Genomic DNA, 17,471 nt, shown 5'->3' on the forward strand with positions numbered 1-17,471 from the left:
GGGTCCGGGGAAAGGAAAGTTACCGGCGGTTCGACATAGGCTTCCGCCGTGGCGGACAAGCGCGAATACCGGACGGAGGAGCTGGCCTGCCGGGCCGGCATCACAGTGCGCACCCTGCGCTTCTACCGTGAGCGCAAACTGCTCGGGCCGCCGCGCCGCGAGGGCCGTATCGCCTGGTACGACGACCATCACCTGGCCCGGCTGCGCACCATCGCCGCCCTCCTGGAGCGCGGCCACACCCTCAACGGCATCGCGGAACTGGCCGACGCCCTCGACCACGGGCGGGACGTGGCCGACCTGATCGGCGTCGGCGGCCCCACCGAGGAGGAGCCCATCCGCCTCACCCCCGAGGAGCTCGCCGCCCGCTTCGAGGGCCAGGTCACCCCCGAGAACCTCGCCGCCGCCCTCGAACTCGGCTACCTCGGCACCGACGGCGACGAGATCGTCCACATCAGCCGCCGCCTCCTGGACGTCTCCTCCGCCCTGGTCCGCGAGGGCATCCCGCTCGCCGAGGTCCTCGCGGTCGGCGCCCGCGTCCGCGCCCACGCCGACGCCCTCGCCGACCTCTTCACGACCCTGGTCCTCCGCCACGCCACGGAGTCCGACCTCCCGCGTCTGCGGCCACTGGCGAGGAGCGTGGTCGAGGCGGAACTGTCCCTGGCGCTGGACCGGCGGCTGCGGAAAGGGACCGAGGGGGCTTCCGGGGAGGTCTAGAGGTCGTAGACCACCGTCACCGGCGCGTGGTCCGACCAGCGCTCGGCGTGCGTGGCGGCGCGCTCCACGAGACCCTTGACGGCCTTGTCCGCGAGACCGGGCGTCGACACATGGAGGTCGATGCGCCAACCCGAATCGTTGTCGAAGGCCCGGCCCCGGTACGACCACCAGGTGTACGGCCCCTCCAGGTCCGGGTGCAAGGCGCGTACGACGTCGACATAGCCGCCGTCGGCCGGGGTGAGGACCCGGGTGAGCCACTCCCGCTCCTCCGGCAGGAAACCCGAGTTCCTGGTGTTGGAGCGCCAGTTCTTCAGGTCGGCCTGTTGGTGGGCGATGTTCCAGTCGCCGCAGACCAGGACCTCCCGGCCGTCGGCGGCGGCGCGCTCGCGCAGGTCCTTGAGGTGGGCGAGGAACGCGTCCATGAAGCGGACCTTCTCGTCCTGGCGGTCGGTACCGACCTCGCCGGAGGGGAGGTAGAGGGAGGCGATCGTCACACCCGGCAGGTCGGCCTCCACGTACCGGCCGCTGCCGTCGAACTCGGACGAGCCGAAACCGATCCGGACGGCGTCCGGCTCGCGGCGCGTGTAGAGGGAGACACCGGCCCGGCCCTTGGCGGCGGCGGGGGCGTGCGTGACATGCCAGCCCTCGGGCGCGCGGACCGCCTCCGGCAGCTGCTCGGGCTCGGCGCGCACCTCCTGGAGGCACAGCACATCGGCGGAGGTGTCCGCGAGCCACTCCACGAAGCCCTTCTTCGCGGCGGCACGCAGACCGTTCACATTGACGGAGGTCACAGTCAGCACCCGGGCACGATACCGGCACACTGGACGAGGCCCAGAAATCAGATTCCACCCGATTGTGCATAGACGTACTGTGATCAGCATGAACATACGCCGCGTGTCCTTCGACCACCCCGACGCCGTCTCGCTCAACGACGAGGTCCAGGCGGAGTACCACGAGCGCTACGGCGACGGCGGCGACGCCACGGTCCTGGAGCCGTCCCACTTCGAGCCGCCGAGCGGTGTCTACCTCATCGCCTACGACGAGGTGGACCGCCCCGTGGCCACCGGCGGCTGGCGCAGCCAGGACAGCAACGGCGAGGGCAACGAGGACGGGGACGCCGAGCTGAAGCGGATGTTCGTGATCCGGGAGATGCGCGGGCGCGGGCTGGCGCGGCGGATGCTGACCGCGCTGGAGGAGGACGCGCGGGCCGCCGGCCGGGTGCGGATGGTTCTGGAGACCGGCACCGAGCAGCCCGAGGCTATCGCCCTGTACACCTCCAGCGGGTACGCGCCGTGCACCAAGTTCGGCTACTACCGGGAGTACGACTCCAGCCGGTGCTTCGCCAAGCCGCTCGCCTCCGGGTGACTCATCCCCTGAGGTAGGCCAGCACCGCGAGCACCCGGCGGTGGGTGTCGTCCGCCGGGGGCAGGTCCAGCTTGGTGAGGATGCTGCCTATGTGCTTGCCGACGGCCGCCTCGGAGACCACCAGCGCCCTGGCTATCGCGCCGTTGGAGCGGCCCTCGGCCACCAGCGCGAGCACCTCCCGCTCGCGCGGGGTGAGCCGGGTGAGCGGGTCACGGCGGCGGCGCAGCAGCTGCCGTACGACTTCCGGATCGACGACCGTGCCGCCGGCCGCCACCTCGTGCAGGGCGGTCACGAACTCCTCGACCTGGCCGACCCGGTCCTTGAGGAGATAGCCGATGCCGGTGCCGTCGCCGGAGTCGAGGAGCTCGGCGGCGTAGGCGCGCTGCACGTACTGACTGAGGACGAGGACGGGCAGGCCGGGGCGCTCGGCGCGCAGCCGGACCGCCGCGTGCAGCCCCTCGTCCTGGAACGCGGGTGGCATACGGACATCGGTGACGACCACGTCGGGGGTGTGGTCGGCGACGGCGGCGAGGAGGGCGGAGGCGTCGCCGACGGCCGCGACGACCTCGTGGCCGAAGCGGGTGAGCAGGGCCGTCAGGCCGTCGCGGAGGAGGACTCCGTCCTCGGCGAGGACCACGCGGAGTGCCCGTCCTCCGGTGTGATCTCCGGTGTGGTCTCCGGTGTCGGCTTCGGTGTCGGCTCGCAAGGGATCTCCACACGCAGCAGGGTCGGTCCGCCCGTCGGGCTGGTCACGGACAGTCTTCCATCGAGCACTGACACCCGGTCGGCGAGACCGGTGAGGCCGGTGCCCCGGCCGGGGTCCGCGCCGCCGCGGCCGTCGTCCGACACCTCCAGGACGAGCCGTCCGTCGCCGTACTCCCCCACGACGCGGGCGCACCCCGCCCCGCTGTGCCGGGCGACGTTGGCGAGGGCCTCGCGGACCACGAAGTACGCGGCGGCCTCCACCGCCTGCGGCAGCCGGGGCAGGGGCGTCCCGAACCCGACGTCCACGGGGACCGGGGAGCGGTCGGCGGCGTCGGCGACGGCGGCCTCCAGGCCGTAGTCGGTGAGCACTTTGGGGTGGATGCCGTGGATCAGCTCGCGCAGCTCGGCGAGGACCGCGCCCGCCTCCTCGCACGCGCGCGTGAGCTGTCCGGCGAGCGGGCCGCCGGGCGGGGCGTCGAGCCGGGCCAGACCGAGGCTCATGGTGAGGGCGACGAGGCGCTGCTGGGCGCCGTCGTGCAGATCGCGTTCGATCCGGCGCCGCTCCGCCTCGAAGGCGTCGACCAGACGGGCACGGGAGCGGGTGAGTTCGACGACCCTCGCGCGCGTGCCGCTGTCGGGGGTGGCGACCAGACGGCGCGTCAGCGCGGCCCGCGCCGCGGCGGCCGCACCGAGGGCGTACGCGCCGGCCGCGAGCAGCAGCACCCCGAGCGCGGCGGCGGCGAACGCCGCGGGCTGACCGGTGACCGTCCACACCTTCAGCACCTTCACCTCACGCCCGCCGCCGACCGTGGCGAGCAGCACCGGGGTCGCGATCATCGCCAGCGGGGAGACGAGCGCGACGAGCAGCAGGAGCGCCTCGGCCGGCCAGAGGAGGCAGGCGGTGAGGAGGGTGTGGCCGAACTCGCGCCAGGTGGCCCCCTCCCGCAGACGGGTGGTGAGCCAGGCGCGCAGGCCGGGGGCGGGGGGATCGATGTGGGGGGTCAGGGCCAGAGTCAGGGCCAAGGCGTGGGGGTGGGGGTGGGGGCTGTGCGGGGCGTCGGGGCGCGCCCTCGCCACCCAGCCCAGCCTGCGCCGTTCCAGCGCGGCCACGGGCAGCCCGGCGAGGACGGTGGCCACGAGCAGGGGCAACCCCACGAGCACGATCGCGAGGACTGCGCCGACCGTCACCCAGACCGCCAGCCCGGCCAGCAGGACGGCGCCCAGGATCGCGCCGGTCAGCAGATAGGCGGCGGCGCGCCAGGGCCACGACGACAGCAGATAGCGCGGGTGGGTCAGTGCCTGCCCCATGTCCCTGGGGTGTCGGGGGTCCGGGTCCATAGGGATCACGGTAGAAGGGCGCCCGGGCGGCGGACCATCCCTCCTGCCCGAGTCCCGGGGGTATGGCTGCCCCTACCCCGAACTCTCGGCTCTGGCCGACCGACTGCGCACCCCTGCCCGCGGTTTCGTGGACCCATGACCACACCCGCTGTCCAACTGACCTCCGTGAGCAGGCGATACGGCACCGGCGACGCCGGAGTCACCGCGCTCGACGACATCACGCTCACCCTCCCGCGCGGTTCCTTCACCGCCGTCATGGGCCCGTCGGGGTCGGGGAAGTCGACGCTTCTGCAGTGTGCCGCCGGGCTGGACCGGCCGACGTCGGGGTCGGTGCGGATCGGCGGCACCGAGCTGACCGGGCTGAGCGAGCGCCGGCGCACCCTGCTGCGGCGGGAGCGCATCGGATTCGTCTTCCAGTCATACAACCTGCTGCCCGCCCTCACCGCCGCGCAGAACGTCGCTCTCCCGCTGCGGCTGGCCGGCCGCCGCCCCGCCAAGGCGGAGGTGCGTGAGGCGCTGCGGCGGGTCGGCCTCGCCGAACGGGCCGGACACCGGCCCGCCGAGCTCTCCGGCGGCCAGCAGCAGCGGGTCGCCCTCGCCCGTGCCCTGATCACCCGCCCCGAGGTGCTGTTCGGCGACGAGCCGACCGGCGCCCTCGACTCCACGACCGGTCGCGAGGTGCTGGTCCTGCTGCGCGGCCTGGTCGACGCCCACGGGCAGACGGTCGTCATGGTCACCCACGATCCGCTGGCCGCCTCCCGCGCGGACCGGGTGGTGTTCCTGGTCGACGGCCGGGTGCACGGCGAACTGGCCGGGGCGGGCGCGGAACGCATCGCCGCGCGGATGGCCGCTCTGGAGGCGGGCCCCGGGCCGGGGGCGGCGCAGAACGGCCCGTCGCGCGGTTCCGTCACCGCGGAGGTCGCCCCGTGCTGAGCGTCGCGGTACGGACCCTGCGGGCACGTTGGGCCGCCTTCGTGGGCAGTTTCGTGGCCCTCGCCCTGGGGGTGGGGCTGCTGGCCGTGATGGGGCAGGCGCTGGCCGCCTCGTGGGACGCTCCGGTACGGACGCCGGAACGGTTCGCCGCGGCGCCGGTGGTGGTGCGGGGGCAGGACACCCTGCGGGTGGCGACCCCGATCGGGGTGCGGACGGCGGAGCTGGCGGTGCCGCGTGCGGTGCCGGCCGCCACGGTCACCGCGCTGCGCGCCCTCGGCCCGGTCGTGCAGGACCGTTCCTTCCCGGTCCGTGCGGCCGGCGGTCCGGCCGGTCTGGTCGGTCACCCGTGGTCGACGGCGCGGTTCGCCCCGTACGACCTCACCGCGGGCCGCGCACCAGGGGCGGCGGACGAGGTGGTGACCACCGGGGACTGGGCGTCCGTGGGCGACCGGCTGGAGACGGGCGACGGGCCGGTGCGGGTCGTCGGCACGGTACGCGCGCGTGGCGGAACGGAAAGCGCGGGTGAGGTCGCGCTACGCGCGCGTGGCGGCACGGAAGGGGAGGCACGGTCGGACGTACGCGCGCGTGCGCGTGACGTCGAGAACGCCGTGTTCTACACGGACGCGCGGGCGGCGCGTCTGGAACCACGGTCGGAGCAGCTGGTGGTGGTGGCGGACGCGGCGGCGGTCCGCGCGGCCGTCGGCGACGAGGCGCGCGTGCTGACGGGGGACGACCGCCGGTTCGCGGACGCGGATCCCGGTCGTGACGCCGAGGCGCTGACCGCGCTGAACGCCCTGTTCGGCACGGCGGGCGGGGTGACGGCGTTCGTCTCGGTGTTCGTGGTGGCCTCCACGTTCGGGTTCGCCGTGGACCGGCGCCGCCGCGAGTTCGGGCTGCTGCGCACCGCGGGCGCGACACCGGGTCAGATCCGGCGGTCGGTGCTGGCGGAGGCGCTGCTGGTGGGCGTGCTCGCCTCGGCGACCGGCTGTGTGCTGGGCGCGTACGGCGCTCCGTGGCTGGCCCGGCTGGTGGTCGACGGCGGTCTCGCGCCGGCCTGGTACACGATCGGCGGCCACGGCTGGCCGTACCATCTCGCGTTCTGGACGGGCCTGTCGGTCGCCGTGTGCGGGGCACTGGCCGCGAGTCTGCGGGCCGGGCGGATCGCGCCCACGCAGGCGTTGCGCGAGGTCTCGGTCGACGGGCGCCCGCTGACGGGCGGGCGCCGGTGGTTCGGCGCAGCGCTGCTTCTCACGGCGTGCGCGACCCTGTCGTACGCCCTGCTGACGGACCCGGGCGATCTGCTGCACCGCAAGACGTACATCAGCCGCCCCCTCCTCGTGATCACGGCGGTGGCGCTGCTGTCGCCCGCGCTGGTGCGCCCGCTGGTGCCCCGGCTGCCGGGGGTGATCGGGCTGCTGGTGCGGGAGAACGCGGTCGCCGCGGTCCGCCGTACCGCCGCCGTGGCCGCGCCCGTGCTGGTCACCGTGGCGCTGGCGGGCTCCCTGCCGGGCGCGACGGCGACGCTGGCCGAGGCGCGGGTCGCGGAGGTGCGGCAGCGGACGGTCGCGGACTTCGTGGTGACACCGGGGAGCGGTACGGCGTTGACGGCGGGCGCGGTGGCGCGGCTGCGGCAGGTTCCCGGCGCCCTGGTGTCGGCGAGCGCGACGACCGCCGTGTACACGCTCGAGGACGGGGTGGCACTGGTGAAGTCCGAGGCGCGGGCGGTCGATCCGGGGCTGCTCGGCAGGACGGTACGGCTGCCGGTGACGGCGGGCCGGCTCGCGGATCTGGACGCCGGTTCGATCGTGGTGACGGAGGAGTGGGCGCAGCACCGGGTGGGGCAGCGGGTGCGGGTGTGGCTCGGTGACGGAACGTCCCGGTCGCTGCGGATCGCCGCCGTGCTGGCCACCGGGACCGGGGAGAGCGGGGTGTGGGTGAGCGCGGCCGACGCGGGGGGAGCGGCGGTGGACCGTGTCGACGTACGCGTGCGTGCGGGCGCCGATGCGCGGGCGGTCGCGGCGGGGCTGCGGGCGGTCGCGGCGGGGCTGCGGGCGGTCGGCGGGGTACGGGTGCTGAGCCGGGCCCAGTGGGTCGCGGCCGCCCGTCCGGAGACCAACCGGACGACCCGGTTGGGGGTGTTGCTCGTCCTGGGCGTCGCGCTGGTGTACACCGGCATCTCGCTCGTCAACACCTTGGTCATGGCGGCCGCGGAGCGGCGACGGGAGACGGCGGTGCTGCGGCTGGCGGGAGCCACCGGCGGGCAGATCCTGCGGCTGACCGCGGCGGAGGCGCTGACGGTCGTGGGGGTGGGTGCCGTGCTGGGCCTGCTGGTGACGGTCGTCAATCTGGCGGGGATGTGGGGCGCGTTGTGTCTGGTGTCGGCCCCGGCGACGCTCGTCGTGCCCTGGTCGGCGCTCGGCGGGGTGACGGCGGCGTGCGCGGTGCTGGCGGTGGGGGCGGCGGTCGTGCCGGTGGCGGTGTCGGCCATGGCCGGCGGTCATCTGCCGGGCATCGGGACGGCGCTCTCGCGCCGGTCACGGAGCTGAACCGGACACGAGGGTCAGCGGTTGGCGTGTGAGGCCCCGGTCCCCGGCTGTGGCGCGTGCAGGATGGAGTTGGCCATGAAGGAGACGATCGGAGAGATGTACCGCTCGTCCGCGATGGCGAATCCGGGGCGCTCTCCGGGGAGTCCGGTTCTGGAGAGCGAGAAGACGAGTGCACAGCGGTGACCGGGGTGCGTTCGTCTTCACGGCTGTCCTGGCCGGCCTGGCGGGCGGCGCTCATGTCCTGGCGGAGCCGTCGGCTGTGGTCCGAGCCTCTGGCCACCGCGGTCGCGCCGCCGCTCCCCGCGGCGATCGAAGGCTCCGGCCGATGAACGAAAGGGAGCAGATCCGTCTCATGCCCCGCCGAGCAGCCGGCCGCGGTTCTCCCGGAGCCAGAGCGCTTCCTCGCGCATCTGCGTCGCGTCGCCCCGGGCCAGGAAGTCGGCCCACGGTTCGATTCCGCGCGCGCCCAGGCGTCGGATGCGTCCGGCCTCGCGTTCCTGAAGCCCCTCCAAGGCGTCCAGCACGGCGTGCGGCTGCGCTCCGTAGGCGGAGGAGAGGACCTCGAGGCGGGTACGCGACACCGCCATGCCGGTGATGCCCGGATCCCGTTCAGGATCCGTCGGCCGCAACGGCACCGCGTACCAGGCGAGTTGCGCCAGGTCGTCGATGGCGTGCCCGGGTGCCGCGAAGTCCCAGTCGATGAAACCGGTCAGGCGGTCGCCGTCCCAGATGGAGTTCCACGGGCCGAGGTCGCCGTGCCGGATCACCATGCCCGGCTTCCATTCCTCTTCGTGCGGCTGCCAGCGAGCACCGTCCGCGGGCCGGAATTCACCCACGGCACGGTGGTAGTCCCTCAGCCAGTGCCCGAGTTCCTCCAGACCACGCGGGGATTGCAGACAGGGAGGCCAGGGCTTGAAGGCGGGTTCTCCATGGAGCAGGGACAGCACCTCCTCCTGGCCGTCGAGGCCCAGCGCCCGCGGCGCTCCGCGGAAGCCCACCGTCTCCAGGTGCCGCAACAGCGCATGCACCGCCGGCGTCCACTCCCTCACCGGACGCCTGATGGTGTCACCGACCCGCCGAACCGTGGTCACGCTGCCCTGGTCGCTGGCGCCGTCCTCGATCACCTCGTGATCATAACTCCCGCCATCTGCGCGTCAGTTCAGCCGATCCGCCCTCCCGCACCCGCTGTCAGCGCCCTCGCGTCGTCGCGTCGTCGCAACGGGACGCCGAACCGCGCGTGCGGCGTCGGGAGTTCCGCACCGGACACGGCGAGTCGTAGGCCTCCTGCAGGCCGAGCACGGCCATGCGTTAATCATGCAAGTCTCAGGGTCCCGCCACGGGGACACACGCGAGTTCAAGTCCGTTGTCGATACCAGATGATGTCCAGCTGCGACTGAGATGACGGATCATCAAACGCACGTCCGCCTTGTCCAGCACCGACCATGACGAACCATCGGGGACCATGTCGAGAATGGGCACGAGCAGGTCGGAGAACAGCTCGCACCATTCCGCGAGCGAAGCGACGTCACGTCCACCGAGTTCGACGATCCTTTCGGAGAGTCCAAGGTATTTGATGGTTTCATCGAGTTGGGCGGTGAGCTCGTCCAGGGCACGATTATCGAACGAGGACGGGACCGGTGAATCGAATATTCCCGCCATTCCACCCCCATCGCACAATGCGAGAGTCAGCAGGAAGCGGTATTTCGCGAGCTCGAGCTCGGCATTCGCCCAGCTGTAGCCGATGAGATCGTCGAGGTCGACCAGGTCCGCCACCCACCGGACACGCGGCGCGCGGCACGTCCCCGGACAGGCCTCCAGGAACTCCCGTACATGACGCCCGGGGCCGGAGCACGCGGCGTCCGGCGTGAGGAACACCCCGCGCTCCTCCGTCTCCCGGAGGAAATCGTCCGGACTCGGCCCCGATGCGTGGCCGTGCCCCGCGAGCATGATGTATTCGGGCGTCATCGCCATGCCGAGGCTCGGCTTGTACAGACGGGCGACCCGCCGCGGGACGACGGTACGGCTCCCCTCGCCGGACCGCCGCGCGTACAGGGTCGGGAGCGTGGTGAGCACCCGGCCGAACACCCACGCCCACACCCACGCCCAGCGCCAGTCCAGCTCCTCGCGGCCGTATCGGCGGTGGAAGGCCTAGCGGATCCCGTACCCCGGCCGAGAGCCGGGGTACGGGCAGCGGCGCATGCCGTAGGGGACACCTTCACGCACCCGGGCGGCGGCGTACCGCTCGCCGAGCGGGCGGCCGTCGTCCCCGTAGAGCAGCCGGGAGACATCGAAGCCGAGGACGTAGAACTCGCAGCGTTCCCGGACTCGGCCGGGCGACGGCGTCTGCCCCTTGTCGGTCAGGTCGTGCGCTGCGGACACGCGGATTCCTCCCAGCGGTGCTGGCGTCAGGGGCAGGTGATCAGTCGAGGACGGGGGCGTGCCGGGACCGGTCGCCGCCGCTCAGCTCCACCAGTGCGTGGTCGCCGAGCCGGTCAGCACGACGAACTCGGAGCCGTCGATGAATCCGAGGCTCACCTGGGGCTCCACCAGGAAGTTGCCGATCGTCTGGTGCATGGCGTTTCCGCGAAGTCCGGCACTTCGAACGTGTTCCGCGCGACCTCGCGGTTGAACCCCGGATCTCCGCTGCGGGTCGCCGCGTCGAGCCGGCCCTGCGGATGCGCGGTGCCGACGAAGACCAGCGATGCCCGGCACAGCAGAGCGGCGTCGGCCCGGGTGACCGACAGGCCGTGGGCCGCCGCCTTGGAAGGGGCCTGCGGGCCTGCGTCGACCTCGTCACCTGCTCCGGAAGCGTCGACGGGTGTGCGGATCGAGGTACGCGAGACCGATCCGCCGATCGCGGCCCGGATTGTCGAACAAGGCGTCCTCGGAGCCGACGGCCGCGCGGGATCGTGAGACCCGACGAACCGAGCGCACCGAATGCCCCGGCATCGACGGCGAGCAGCGACAGCATCGGCGCGCCATTCGCATCAATTGTCGTCGCCACGGCAATGCGCGCAGAATCTATGAGTGATCGTCCGCCTTCCGCGAGGAATGGCTTGACGAATGGTCCCGGGCTTTCCGCTTCGGCTGTCTGGCCGGCCCGTATCTGAGCGGTCAGCTCACCCGAATGGAAATTCGCCGACCGATCGGAATCCCGTGCCGCCTTCCCCCCATTCATTTTGTACGGCAGCTGTGCACGCGACATCAGGCACGGGACCATCGGTGATCAAGAGAGTGCCGGCGGCAAGAACTGGCAGGGCGTCAGGACGTGTCACCGAGCCGCAGCGGACGCGAGCCACGCACCACGCGGTGGCATCCCTGGGTATCCGAGGGCATCCATGTCGAAGCAAGCCCCTGAACGACGAGATCCCGCCCAACTCGATGAGTTGGACGGGATCTCGTGATCTGTTCTCGACCTAAGTCAAGAACAGATGATGCGTGGACCTGAGGGGATTTGAACCCCTGGCCCCCTCGATGCGAACGAGGTGCGCTACCGGACTGCGCCACAGGCCCTTGCAACGAGTGAAACTCTAGCACCCCGATCGGGCTGCTTGAAAATCCGTTCCCGGAGGCCGGGGCCCGGCGGCCGGAGGCCGGGACCCCGGAAGCTCCCGGGCCCGCCGCGGGGCGCCCGCGCGTGTCACTCGTTGGCCGCCCGGGGCCGCTCGCCGTCCTCGTCCTGGTCGAAGAGCGGCGTGCGACCGCGCTCGCGCGAGCGCCGGGCCGAGGCCGCGCGCCGCGCGTCGCTGCGCTCGTCGCCGTCCGCCACCCCGCCGTCCGCGCGGTCCGGCTCCTGCGGCTCCGCATCCGGTACGGCGGTGGAGTCCGCCGTGTCCTGCTCCGGCACGACCGCGCTGGAGCGGGCGGAGCTCCACGCGTCCGGCCCGCCGAGGTCCACGTCGGAGGTGGCCCGGGGCGCGACCGGCGCGGTCACGTACGTGGGCAGCGGGACCGGCACCGGGTCCCAGCTCTCGCCGTGGCCCGGCCGACGCTGCCGTTCGCGCTGCTGGTCGACCCACTCCGCGTGATCGGTCTGCTCGACGAGCGCCCTGCGGTCGGCGGCGAGGGCCAGCAGGCCCGGGTCGGTCTCCGGCTCGGCGGCCTCGTGCGGCTCCTCTGCGCCGGCGTCCGCGGCCGCCTCGGTCATCGCGGCGGCCGCGGCCGGAGCCGAGGCACGGCGGCGGGGCTGACGCTCGCGAAGGCGCTGCGCGGCGGCCTCGGCGCGTCGGCGGTCCATCTGGAAGGCGAAACGCCGGCGCTCCTGGGCGCGCAGATAGGCGATGTACCCGCTGAGCAGGACGGCGGGCACCCCCGGCGCCCAGAGGAACGCGAGCCCTCCTACGGCGGCGACGATCGCGCCGAGCGTGAAGGCGAGGAAGAGCAGGATGGTGGTGCGCCTGCGGCGCGCGAGCGCTTTCGAACGCTGGGAGCGCGCCGCGGCCGCCTGGCCGCCCGGAGTGCGCCGCGCGGCCGGTGCCCGTCGGCGCGCCGGGGCGGCGCCCTCGTGCACGGGAGCCGGCGCGCGGCCGGGCGCGGAGTCGGGGGCAGGGTCGCGTGCGGGCTTGGGCGCCGGATCGCGCTTCGGGTCACGCCCCGGGTCGCGTGCCGCGTCCGGGCGCGCGTGGCCGCGCTCCGGCGCTCGCTCCTGCGCCCGCTCCTGTGCCCGTTCCTGGACCGGCGCCTTCACCTGCGGGCGGGTCGGAGGCATGGCGAAGGCCCGGACGTCCACCGAATCGGTGACGGCGTCCGGGGCGTCGGCATCCCGCTCCCCCTCCTCGGTGGAGCGCGCCTGCAGGTCCTTGGCGTACCGGCGCTCCATACCCGCCCGTCCGGACAGCAGCCGGATGGCGGTGCTGAAGCGTTCCGTCGGACGGGCCTCGTTCAGCTCGTCCTGCCTACGGAGCCACATCGGCACCAAGTAGGCGGCCCAGGCCCCGACAATGACTGCGTAGATGAGGCCGCTGCTGCTCACGCCTCACACGGTAGAGGGATTCGCGTGGGGCCATCCGCCAATTGGGCCGGTGTGTCGCACGATCTGGCTGATATTTCGAGCTTTTTTTGCGACCAGTGCGATCAACCGATCACTTTCGAACATTCATTCGGGATCGTCGGGGCCTTCCCGATCGGGTTTCGGAGCGCTGTATTCAATTGGAGGCGTTCTGTGAGCGGGCGCGCCGCCAGCGGCCCAGCATGCCCTCCGGCACTTCCTCCGCCGTCAGCGCGAACACGAGGTGGTCGCGCCAGGCGCCGTCGATGTGGAGATAGCGGGGCCGCAGCCCTTCCTCCCGGAATCCGAGTTTCTCCACGACCCGTCGGCTGGGCCCGTTCTCGGGACGAATGCAGACCTCGATGCGGTGCAGCCCGACGGTGCGGAAACAGTGGTCGACGACGAGCGCCACGGCCGTGGGCATCACCCCGCGGCCGGCCACCGCCTCGTCCACCCAGTAGCCGACGTGCCCGGAGCACATCGACCCCCAGGTGATCCCGGCGACGGTCAGCTGCCCGACCAGCTGCCCCCGGTACTCGATGACGAACGGCAGCATCCGCCCCGCGTTCGCCTCGGAGCGCAGATGGCGGACCATCTGGCGGTAGGTCGGCCGGTGCGCGATCGGCCCGCTGGGCGCGGGCGGCGGGATGGTCGCCTCCCAGGGGCGCAGCCAGTCCCGGTTGCGCCGGTTCACCTCGCGCCAGGCCCGCTGGTCGCGCAGCTTTATCGGCCGCAGGACGATGTCGCCCTCCGTCAGCTCCACGGGCCAGGATGCGCCGTTCAGCTCGCACCCCCCGTGCTGGCGACCGGTCTGGGGTGGTCTCCGCCCCGGATCTGGTCCACGGCGTGCTTCAGCAGCGGCTCGAGGACCGTGAGGCCGTCCTTCACGCCGCCGGTGGAGCCGGGCAGGTTGACGATCAGAGTCCCGCGCGCGACACCGGCCAGGCCCCGGGAGAGCGCCGCGGTCGGCACCTTCTCACGGCCGTACGCCCGGATGGCCTCCGCGATGCCCGGGACCTCGTGGTCGATCACGCGGCGGGTCGCCTCGGGGGTGCGGTCGGTGGGCGACACGCCCGTGCCGCCGGTGGTGACGATCACGCCGTATCCGGCCTCCGCGCCCGCCCTCAGCGCCTCCTCCACGGGGTCGCCGTCGGGTACGACCTGCGGCCCGTCGACGGCGAAACCCAGGCCCCTGAGGCCCTCGGCGACCAGCGGGCCGCCCCGGTCCTCGTACACACCGGCCGAGGCTCGGTTGGAGGCGGTGACCACCAGCGCGCTGTAGGGCGCGAGGAGGGCATCTCCGATCGACGCGTCCAAGGTCATGCCCGACTCCAGTCGCCCGACTTGCCGCCCGTCTTCTCCTCCACGCGTACGTCCGTGATGACCGCTCCCTTGTCGACCGCCTTCACCATGTCGATCACGGTGAGCGCCGCGACGGAGACCGCGGTGAGCGCCTCCATCTCGACACCCGTACGGTCCGTCGTCTTCACGGTGGCGCTGATCTCCACGGCGTCGTCCGCGACCGACAAGTCCAGTTTCACACCGGACACCGACAACGGGTGGCACAGCGGGATCAGGTCCGGCGTGCGTTTGGCGCCCATGATCCCGGCGATCCGCGCGGTCGCGAGGGCGTCGCCCTTGGGGACGCCCTCGCCGCGCAGCAGCTCGACCACGCGGGGCGAGACGAGGACGCGCCCACTGGCGCGCGCGGTGCGTGCCGTGACGTCCTTGCCGGATACGTCGACCATGCGCGCGGCGCCCGCGTCGTCGATGTGCGTCAGTCGGTCCTGCGTACTCATGCTGGTGCGGCGCTCCCGGTCCGGGCCTGTTGTGCGCGACACGGTACCCCCAACAAGGGGTGCTCAGCCGAGCAGGACCACCTCGACGTCGGTGCCCGGTTCGACGGACTCCACGTCTTCGGGGACGACGATCAGTGCGTCGGCGTGCGCGAGGGCGGCCACCAGGTGGGAGCCGGCGCCTCCGACGGGGCGGACCGTGCCGTCGGCGCAGGTGGCGCGCAGGAACTGTCTGCGCCCCTTGGGCGAGCGGATCGCCTTGTCGGCGGCCAGCCTCGCGCGCGTGGTGGGCCGGTGGACGTCCTCGAGTCCCATGAGGGTGCGGATCGCGGGGCGGACGAACAGTTCGAACGAGACGTACGAGGAGACCGGGTTGCCCGGCAGCGCCAGCAGGGGGATGTGGTCGGGGCCGATGGAGCCGAAGCCCTGGGGCTTGCCCGGCTGCATGGCGAGCTTGCGGAACTCCATGCCGCTGCCGGCCTCGTCCTCGTCGCCGACGTGCGACAGCGCCTCCTTGACGACGTCGTACGCCCCGACGCTCACGCCACCGGTGGTGACCAGGAGGTCGGCGCGGACCAGTTGGTCCTCGATGGTGGAGCGGAGGGTCTCGGCGTCGTCGGCGACGGCGCCCACCCGGTAGGCGATGGCGCCGGCGTCACGGGCGGCGGCGGTCAGGGCGAAGCTGTTGGAGTCGTAGATCTGGCCGGCGCCCAGCTCCTCGCCGGGCTGCACGAGCTCGCTGCCGGTGGACAGGACGACGACACGCGGGCGCGGACGCACCCGGACGGTGCCGCGGCCGATCGCGGCGAGCAGGGCGATCTGGGGCGGTCCGAGGACGGTGCCGGCGTCGAGGGCGCGGTCCCCGGCCTGGACGTCGCTGCCCTTCGCGCGCACGTGCGCGCGTGCCTCCGCGGGGCGGTACACGCGTACGTGCCCGGAGGCCTGCTCGGGGGCGAGACTGCGGGCGCGCATACCGGTGACCGGGCCCTCGCCGAGGCCTCCGTCGGTCCACTCCACGGGGACGACGGTCTCGGCGCCGTTGGGCAGCGGTGCACCGGTCATGATGCGGGCGGCCTGGCCGGGCCCCACGTAGAGCAGATCGGCCGCCTGTCCCGCCGCGACGTCCCCCACGACCTCCAGGGCCGCCGGGAACTCCTCGCTCGCGCCCGCGACATCCGCGACCCGTACCGCGTACCCGTCCATGGAGCTGTTGTCGAACGGCGGCAGGGAGAGCTCGACCGTGACGTCCTCGACCAGGACGCAGCCCTGGGCGTCGGGGAGTTGCAGCTCGATGGGCTCCAGGGGGCGGACCGTGGCGAGGATGTCCTCCAGGTGCTCGTCCACCGACCAGAGGTGGTCCCGGTCGGTGGGGCGGGGCTCGGCGGTGCTCAAAGTGGCTACATCTCCTCGGTGACGTAACTGCGAAGCCAGGACCGGAAGTCCGGACCCAGATCTTCACGTTCGCACGCGAGTCTGACAATGGCACGCAGATAGTCGCCGCGGTCGCCGGTGTCATAACGGCGGCCCTTGAAGACGACGCCGTGCACCGGGCCGCCGACCTTCTCGTCCTGGGCGAGCAGCTGGAGGGCGTCGGTGAGCTGGATCTCGCCGCCGCGGCCCGGCTCGGTCTCGCGCAGCACCTCGAAGACGGCGGGGTCGAGGACGTAGCGGCCGATGATCGCGTAGTTGGAGGGGGCGTCCGCCGGCTCCGGCTTCTCGACCAGGCCGGAGACCTTGACGACGTCGCGGTCGGCGGTGCACTCCACGGCCGCGCAGCCGTAGAGGTGGATCTGCTCGGGCGCGACCTCCATGAGCGCGACGACACTGCCGCCGTACAGCTCCTGAACCTCGATCATGCGCTGCAGCAGCGGGTCGCGGGGGTCGATGAGGTCGTCGCCGAGGAGGACGGCGAACGGCTCGTTCCCCACGTGCGGGGCGGCGCACAGGACGGCGTGGCCGAGGCCCCTGGGATCGCCCTGGCGGACGTAGTGCATGGTGGCGAGGTCGCTGGACTCCTGGACCTTGGCGAGCCGCCGGGCGTCGCCCTTCTTCTCCAGCGCCGACTCGAGTTCGTAGTTGCGGTCGAAGTGGTCCTCGAGGGGGCGCTTGTTGCGACCGGTGACCATGAGGACGTCGTCGAGGCCGGCGGACACGGCCTCCTCGACCACGTACTGGATCGCGGGCTTGTCGACGACGGGCAGCATCTCCTTGGGAGTGGCCTTCGTCGCCGGGAGGAACCGGGTGCCGAGGCCTGCTGCGGGGATGACAGCCTTACTGATCCTGGGGTGAGACTGAGTCATGTTCGCAACCTTATCCGGTGACTTTGAGAGGAATCTGTAGCTCCGGTTAATAAGTGTTCATTTGAGCGTATTGGAGCAGTGTGGATGCGATCCATGGGCCGGGAGAACGGCACAGCGGACTCTGACAAAACTGTGTTGCGGCGAGGGTTCCTCGACATGAGGAACAGGTTGACGGCGGACGACGTGCACACGGCGGCCGCGGCCCTGTCCGGTCATGCCCTGGAGCTGCCCGAGTTGGCGCACGCGCGCGTGGTGGCGGCGTACGTCTCCGTGGGCACCGAGCCCGGAACCCTCGCGCTGCTGGACGCCCTGCGCGCCCGGGGCGTGCGCGTGCTGCTGCCCGCCCTGCTGCCGGACAACGACCTGGACTGGGGCGCCTACGACGGTCCGGGCTCGCTTGCACCGGTCCGGCACGGCGGGAAGATGGAGCTCCTGGAGCCGGTCGGCGAGCGGCTCGGCGCGGACGCCGTCACGGGCGCGGACGTGGTGCTGCTGCCGGGGCTCGCGGTCGACAGGCGCGGGATGCGCCTCGGGCGGGGCGGCGGGTCGTACGACCGCGTCCTGGCCCGCCTGGAACGCGCCGACGTACATCCCTCGCTGGTCGTGCTGCTGTACGACAACGAGGTCGTCGAACACGTCCCCGAGGAGCCGCACGATCTGCCGGTGCGGGCGGTGGTGACACCGTCGGGGGTGCGGCGCTTCTCCTAGCGCACCGCTTGCAAAGAAAAGGGGCCCGTCACGCGCGTGTGCGTGAAGGGCCCCTTTCTTTGTGGTCGCTCTCAGTCGC

General features: G+C 72.6%; 17 protein-coding genes and 1 tRNA gene. 5 read left to right on the forward strand and 13 right to left on the reverse strand.

Annotated features, from left to right (window positions below; genetic code table 11):
- Positions 1-48 precede the first annotated feature (48 nt).
- A complete protein-coding gene (locus ACYQ8Q_RS19610; protein WP_460066567.1) occupies positions 49-714 on the forward strand; it encodes a MerR family transcriptional regulator in 666 nt (221 codons plus the stop codon).
- Here ACYQ8Q_RS19610 and ACYQ8Q_RS19615 read toward each other — a convergent pair.
- Complete coding sequence (locus ACYQ8Q_RS19615; protein ID WP_460066568.1) at positions 711-1,514, reverse strand: exodeoxyribonuclease III; 804 nt, start codon at positions 1,512-1,514, stop codon at positions 711-713. The genes ACYQ8Q_RS19610 and ACYQ8Q_RS19615 overlap by 4 nt on opposite strands.
- Before the next feature lie 79 nt (positions 1,515-1,593).
- Between ACYQ8Q_RS19615 and ACYQ8Q_RS19620 the strand changes: the two genes are divergently transcribed.
- Positions 1,594-2,079 carry a GNAT family N-acetyltransferase gene (locus ACYQ8Q_RS19620; protein WP_460066569.1) on the forward strand — a complete coding sequence of 162 codons (486 nt, stop codon included), beginning with the start codon at positions 1,594-1,596 and terminating at the stop codon, positions 2,077-2,079.
- A 1-nt stretch (position 2,080) separates the two neighbouring features.
- On the opposite strand, the gene ACYQ8Q_RS19625 is transcribed toward ACYQ8Q_RS19620, so the two are convergent.
- Together ACYQ8Q_RS19625 and ACYQ8Q_RS19630 are read right to left on the reverse strand one after the other, a co-directional pair.
- Positions 2,081-2,716 (reverse strand): response regulator, encoded by a 636-nt coding sequence (locus tag ACYQ8Q_RS19625; protein WP_460066570.1) that lies wholly within the window; start codon positions 2,714-2,716, stop codon positions 2,081-2,083.
- The gene (locus tag ACYQ8Q_RS19630; protein ID WP_460066571.1) at positions 2,674-4,092 is read right to left on the reverse strand and encodes a sensor histidine kinase; all 1,419 of its coding nucleotides are present in this window, start codon (positions 4,090-4,092) and stop codon (positions 2,674-2,676) included. The genes ACYQ8Q_RS19625 and ACYQ8Q_RS19630 overlap by 43 nt, the downstream gene beginning before the upstream one ends.
- Before the next feature lie 165 nt (positions 4,093-4,257).
- Between ACYQ8Q_RS19630 and ACYQ8Q_RS19635 the strand changes: the two genes are divergently transcribed.
- Both ACYQ8Q_RS19635 and ACYQ8Q_RS19640 read left to right on the forward strand, forming a co-directional pair.
- Complete coding sequence (locus ACYQ8Q_RS19635; protein WP_460066572.1) at positions 4,258-5,055, forward strand: ABC transporter ATP-binding protein; 798 nt, start codon at positions 4,258-4,260, stop codon at positions 5,053-5,055.
- Complete coding sequence (locus ACYQ8Q_RS19640; protein WP_460066574.1) at positions 5,049-7,601, forward strand: FtsX-like permease family protein; 2,553 nt, start codon at positions 5,049-5,051, stop codon at positions 7,599-7,601. Before ACYQ8Q_RS19635 ends, ACYQ8Q_RS19640 begins: the two co-directional genes overlap by 7 nt.
- Positions 7,602-7,951: 350 nt before the next feature.
- Here the strand turns inward: ACYQ8Q_RS19640 and ACYQ8Q_RS19645 are convergent, their stop codons facing one another.
- The 10 genes from ACYQ8Q_RS19645 to galU all read right to left on the reverse strand — a co-directional run bounded on the left by ACYQ8Q_RS19645 (position 7,952) and on the right by galU (position 16,684).
- On the reverse strand, positions 7,952-8,725 hold the full coding sequence (locus ACYQ8Q_RS19645) for a phosphotransferase (protein ID WP_460066576.1): 774 nt from the start codon (positions 8,723-8,725) through the stop codon (positions 7,952-7,954).
- Positions 8,726-8,924: 199 nt separating this feature from the next.
- Positions 8,925-9,674 carry a hypothetical protein gene (locus ACYQ8Q_RS19650; protein WP_460066577.1) on the reverse strand — a complete coding sequence of 250 codons (750 nt, stop codon included), beginning with the start codon at positions 9,672-9,674 and terminating at the stop codon, positions 8,925-8,927.
- 75 nt (positions 9,675-9,749) lie between these two features.
- The gene (locus ACYQ8Q_RS19655) at positions 9,750-9,980 is read right to left on the reverse strand and encodes a hypothetical protein (RefSeq protein ID WP_460066580.1); all 231 of its coding nucleotides are present in this window, start codon (positions 9,978-9,980) and stop codon (positions 9,750-9,752) included.
- Between the two features lie 1,060 nt (positions 9,981-11,040).
- A tRNA-Ala gene (locus tag ACYQ8Q_RS19660) sits at positions 11,041-11,114 on the reverse strand.
- Between the two features lie 127 nt (positions 11,115-11,241).
- The gene (locus ACYQ8Q_RS19665; RefSeq protein WP_460066582.1) at positions 11,242-12,573 is read right to left on the reverse strand and encodes a DNA polymerase III subunit gamma/tau domain-containing protein; all 1,332 of its coding nucleotides are present in this window, start codon (positions 12,571-12,573) and stop codon (positions 11,242-11,244) included.
- Between the two features lie 172 nt (positions 12,574-12,745).
- Entirely contained in the window at positions 12,746-13,372 is a 627-nt protein-coding gene (locus ACYQ8Q_RS19670; RefSeq protein WP_460073408.1) for a GNAT family N-acetyltransferase, read from the reverse strand.
- On the reverse strand, positions 13,369-13,911 hold the full coding sequence (locus ACYQ8Q_RS19675) for a MogA/MoaB family molybdenum cofactor biosynthesis protein (protein WP_460066583.1): 543 nt from the start codon (positions 13,909-13,911) through the stop codon (positions 13,369-13,371). Before ACYQ8Q_RS19675 ends, ACYQ8Q_RS19670 begins: the two co-directional genes overlap by 4 nt.
- The gene (gene moaC / locus ACYQ8Q_RS19680; protein ID WP_403829150.1) at positions 13,908-14,387 is read right to left on the reverse strand and encodes a cyclic pyranopterin monophosphate synthase MoaC; all 480 of its coding nucleotides are present in this window, start codon (positions 14,385-14,387) and stop codon (positions 13,908-13,910) included. Before moaC ends, ACYQ8Q_RS19675 begins: the two co-directional genes overlap by 4 nt.
- 63 nt (positions 14,388-14,450) lie before the next feature.
- Positions 14,451-15,776: a molybdotransferase-like divisome protein Glp gene (glp, locus tag ACYQ8Q_RS19685; protein WP_460066585.1), complete on the reverse strand. Its 1,326-nt coding sequence runs from the start codon at positions 15,774-15,776 to the stop codon at positions 14,451-14,453.
- Between the two features lie 5 nt (positions 15,777-15,781).
- Complete coding sequence (gene galU / locus ACYQ8Q_RS19690) at positions 15,782-16,684, reverse strand: UTP--glucose-1-phosphate uridylyltransferase GalU (RefSeq protein ID WP_460066587.1); 903 nt, start codon at positions 16,682-16,684, stop codon at positions 15,782-15,784.
- Positions 16,685-16,840: 156 nt separating this feature from the next.
- On the opposite strand from galU, the gene ACYQ8Q_RS19695 reads away from it, so the two are divergent.
- Positions 16,841-17,392: a 5-formyltetrahydrofolate cyclo-ligase gene (locus ACYQ8Q_RS19695; protein WP_460066589.1), complete on the forward strand. Its 552-nt coding sequence runs from the start codon at positions 16,841-16,843 to the stop codon at positions 17,390-17,392.
- The last annotated feature ends 79 nt before the right edge of the window (positions 17,393-17,471 follow it).

The organism is Streptomyces sp. YKOK-I1, assembly GCF_054660435.1.

Coding starts and splice junctions, on each gene's coding strand:
- ACYQ8Q_RS19620 (WP_460066569.1), top strand. CDS start 1,594: ATGAACATACGCCGCGTGTCCTTCGACCACCCCGACGCCGTCTCGCTC.
- ACYQ8Q_RS19630 (WP_460066571.1), bottom strand. CDS start 4,092: ATGGGGCAGGCACTGACCCACCCGCGCTATCTGCTGTCGTCGTGGCCC.
- ACYQ8Q_RS19635 (WP_460066572.1), top strand. CDS start 4,258: ATGACCACACCCGCTGTCCAACTGACCTCCGTGAGCAGGCGATACGGC.
- ACYQ8Q_RS19675 (WP_460066583.1), bottom strand. CDS start 13,911: ATGACCTTGGACGCGTCGATCGGAGATGCCCTCCTCGCGCCCTACAGC.
- moaC (WP_403829150.1), bottom strand. CDS start 14,387: ATGAGTACGCAGGACCGACTGACGCACATCGACGACGCGGGCGCCGCG.
- galU (WP_460066587.1), bottom strand. CDS start 16,684: ATGACTCAGTCTCACCCCAGGATCAGTAAGGCTGTCATCCCCGCAGCA.
- ACYQ8Q_RS19695 (WP_460066589.1), top strand. CDS start 16,841: ATGAGGAACAGGTTGACGGCGGACGACGTGCACACGGCGGCCGCGGCC.